2 protein-coding genes are annotated in these 2,281 nt (G+C 66.3%); both read right to left on the bottom strand.

What is annotated here, in order from left to right; all coding sequences use genetic code 11:
* Positions 1 to 1,255, bottom strand: a 1,255-nt coding sequence (locus tag AC1DYX_RS30440; protein WP_477265852.1) for a HAMP domain-containing protein, incomplete at its 3' end; no start/stop codon positions are given.
* Between the two features lie 10 nt (positions 1,256 to 1,265).
* On the bottom strand, positions 1,266 to 2,281 hold a 1,016-nt coding region (locus AC1DYX_RS30435), incomplete at its 5' end, for an ABC transporter substrate-binding protein (protein ID WP_477265850.1).

The raw sequence follows: 2,281 nt of genomic DNA, 5'->3' as shown, positions 1-2,281 counted from the left end.
TCGTCAGCACGCTGTTGATGTTGCTGGCCTTTTCCGACAGCGTGGTGAGCTTGGCGCTGATCGTGTCGGTGGCCGTGACCATCTGCTGCATCGACTGGTCCATGCGCTTGAGATTGTCCTGCGCCTCGGCCGTGGCGGCCGTCGTGTAGTCGGCGACCTCGGTCGCTTCTTCCATCGTGCGCAGCAGCTGCGACGTGTTGGCCGAGATCTCGCGCGTCGTCGACAGCACCTCGACGGTCGTCTGCGCCTGCTCGATCCCCGTCGCCTCCTGCTCGCGCGCGGACGCGGCGATCTGCGTGGCCGACGTCGTGACCTGGTTGCCGGCCCGCTGCACATTGTCCAGCAGGCTGCGCAGGTCGCCGAGCATCGTGGCCAGGCCTTCGCCCAGGCGGCCGATCGCGTCGTCGCCGCGGATCGTGATCGTGCCCGTCAGGTCGCCCTTCGCGGCCCGGGAGACGACGTCCAGCAGCGCATCGACCTTGGCTCGCATGTCGTTCGCCGTCGCCAGTTCCTTGGCATGGCTTTCCTCGATGGCCTGGGCCATGCGGTTGAATTCCTGCGCCACCTGGCCCAGCTCGTCGCGCGACTGCACGTCGGCACGGGCGCCATGCACGCCGGCGCCGACCAGGGCGGTACTCTGGCGGATTTGCTCGAGGGGGCGGACCAGACGCCGCAGCGTGATCAGTGTATTCATCGCGATCACGAACACGACGGCGGCACCGAACACGACAACCGCGCCGAGCTGCCTTTGCTGCGCGGCCAGCACGCCTTGCCGGCTGCGCTCGGACAGATCGAGCGCGTCGGAAATCATCGACTGCACCTTGTTCGAAATCTGTCCGCTCAGGCGCGACTCACGCTCGTCGACCACGGCGCGTCTGCCCTCGGCGGCGTCGGCGTAGGCAGGGTTGGCCACCAGTTGGGCAAACAACTGATCGACGCTGGCGTGCGTGTGGCGCAACTGCTCGAGCAGGGCCGGGTCATCGCTGCCTGTGAAATCGGCGCTCCCGTTCAGCAGCCTGTCCAGCGAGGCGGCGCGCAACTGCCACTGCCCCCGGGTCCTCTGCGCATGGTGCAGCACATATTCCAGCGAGAGATAGCGCAAAGCCGTCACCGCCTGCAACACGTTGCCGGCCGCCTCGTTCTTGGCCAGTTCCTGGCGCACCGATTGGGAGGCGGAAAACAGCAGCGCCACGGTCAGCACGGCGACGCCAGCCGAGAACCACCCCACCAATTGGAGCCGGGTCGAGATCTTCATGGGCATGCCCTCAATGAATGATGGTCACGGCAGCCGGCGCCACCGCCTCGAGTGCGTCGAGGTAGACATAATCGAAGTAATTCGGCATCGCTGTCTGGTCGCTCAGCTTATTCGCAACGGCCCAACGGGTCTCATCCTCCAGTGCCAGCAACAGGCCCTGGTCGAGCGCAACCTGGAAGCGGTAGGCGGGCCACAGGACCTTCCAGCGGCTGGTGTCGAGCTTGCGGCCGGCCCCCATCAGCGCGCGCGCGGCATCGGGAGCGCTCTCACAAAAGCGCGCCCCTTCGACCAGGGCGCGCAGGACTTTCTTGAGCGTCTCGGGATGGTGCCCCACGTAGTCGCGCGTCGCGGCGAGATTATAGGGAATCTCATAAATGTCCTCGCTATACACGCTCATCGCGTTGTTGCCGAGCCCTGCCCGCAAGGAGTCCAGAAACGGTTCCCAGGTGGCGATCGCGTCGACCTCACCGTTGGCGAGGGCGGCCGCAAATTCTTCCGGCCTGAGATTGCGCTTGACCACATCGCCGGGGGCCAGTCCCTGCCGGTTGAGCATGGCGTCGAGCACGAAATGGGCGGAGGTGCCGACGATGACGCCAACCCGCTTACCCTTCAGGCTGGCGACCGAATCGATCCCGCGGTCCCGCCGCGCCACCAGGCCATGGTCTTTCTCGGTCCGGAATATGGTGGCGACCACGACCACCGGCACCGCCTTCAGCGCGGCAAACATGATCGGGATGTCGGCCACCGTTCCCAGGTCGGCCTTGCCCTGCAGGGTCGCTTCCAGCGCCGACTTGCCGCTGGTATGCGGCTCGATCCGCGCGACGATCCCCTGCTCGGCGAAATAGCCGTTGGCGTCGGCGGCAATAATTGGACACACCCCGACGTATTCGGCAGTGGCGGCGATGGTCACCTGTTCCAGCGTACCCGCCGGGGACGGCGGTCCGGGCCGCAAGCGCCAGGCATAGACTGCCGCCGTCGCGGCAAGCACGAGCAGGCCGGCCCCCAGATAGGTGAAACGTTTACGCT

This window comes from Massilia sp. P2_C2, from assembly GCF_056404615.1.
Note: the sequence above shows the minus strand (reverse complement) of the source record. Positions and strands in the feature narration are given on the sequence as shown.